Origin of the sequence: Methylomonas rivi (assembly GCF_024505165.1) — a bacterium.
Classification (GTDB): domain Bacteria; phylum Pseudomonadota; class Gammaproteobacteria; order Methylococcales; family Methylomonadaceae; genus Methylomonas; species Methylomonas rivi.
Genome location: NZ_JANIBK010000310.1, coordinates 1 through 1,415, shown reverse-complemented (window position 1 = coordinate 1,415; position 1,415 = coordinate 1). Strand labels below are relative to the sequence as shown.

Below are 1,415 nucleotides of genomic sequence, written 5' to 3'. Positions count from 1 at the left end.
GCCGCCAAGGCTTCGCCGCGAGTATGAAACAAGCCTTGCAACTCGCGGGCAAAGCCGGCTAGGATGCCGGCGCTGGCGCAATGCACCGCCGGCGGAATGTATTGATCGTCCAAAATCACGGTTTTATCGGCCCGCACTTCGATAATGCGCGCCACGCCCAAACAGACGTAGCCGGAGCGCTCCTGGCTTTCGCACATCAGCCGCGGCCGTAAACTGCCTATCTGCACCTCGTAACGGCCGTCCGCGCCGCTGTTATGGTCGCGTACCTGCCGCTCGCCCAAATGATAGCGGGCCATGTTGTCGGGATAGGATTCGCTATCCACTTCGATGGCATCGGAACGGCGCAGCGGCAGGGCCAGATACACCACGCTGGCTTTTTCGTTCTCCGGCACCGCCAGCGGTAGCGGCAAATCGTCGTCCTGCGGCAGATTGAACGGCGTACCGTCCTGAAACACACCGCTGCATTCGCTCAGACCCAGTTTGCCTATGGCCAGACAGGTTTGATCCAGCTTGAGGCGGGAAAATCCCCACAAATAGCTTCTGACGCCCTGCGTCAAGCCCCGCGCCAAGCTTTCGAAATAGCGATCATGCTGTTGAAAATGCTGAGGGCGAAGAAACATACCCTCAGACCAGACTATCCGATTATTTTCCGACATATATTGGTTCTCAAGCCCGCAAGCGATGGAGATTGTTAATTTGTAATTATTCAGCGTAGGTTAGGCGCCAGCCGTAACCCAATCTACGCAATTGATCCGCATCGGCCGGCATTCGCCGAACGAATAAGCTAATTTTTTGCCGCCCGGTTCAGTAACAGCATTTGTTTTTCATAGGCGTCCGCAAACGCATCGCCAAAAAACTCTTCCTGTGCGACCGCTTTGAGTTGCGGATATTTTTCGACGTAATACTCCCAGCATTTGGCCTTTTTCTGAAACATCACGCCCTCAGCCTGGGTCCTTTCGATCAGTTGCGGATCGAAGCTGCGCAATATCTCCGCCAGGGCCGCCTGCACGCCGGCGGTCATGGCAATCTGATGGTTCATGATATCGTTAAATCCTTCGCTGACGGCCTGTTTGGGCGGCAAAAATCCGGGATTGGTGGGCGCCAGAATCAGCTTGATGGCATCGTCGACATTCGGCGTGAACTTGAGCGGGTTGTTATCCACCGAGCGCATGGTGGTTACGGAGACCCGAAACTGGCTTTTCAATTCCGCCCGTGCCCTCAATACCTGCATCAAGCCCTGCACCATGCCGCGCAACAATTCGCCGGAAGTTCTCATCAAGGCCGGCCATTGCTCCGGCGGCAGAAAATGCGGATCGCCGATACCGGCCCCGGCCAGAAATTCGCGCAATAGCAGGTCATCCGCCGCCGCGCTAATCGAGGGTGACGGCACCGGCTGCGGCGCAACCCGCGTCGGC

At 56.9% G+C, this 1,415-nt stretch carries 2 protein-coding genes; both read right to left on the bottom strand.

Going from position 1 to position 1,415, the window contains the following annotated elements:
- Nucleotides 1-620, bottom strand: a 620-nt coding sequence (gene tssK, locus NP596_RS21370; protein ID WP_256617401.1) for a type VI secretion system baseplate subunit TssK, incomplete at its 3' end; no start/stop codon positions are given.
- Between the two features lie 164 nt (nucleotides 621-784).
- Nucleotides 785-1,415, bottom strand: a 631-nt coding sequence (gene tagH / locus NP596_RS21365) for a type VI secretion system-associated FHA domain protein TagH (RefSeq protein WP_256617400.1), incomplete at its 5' end; no start/stop codon positions are given.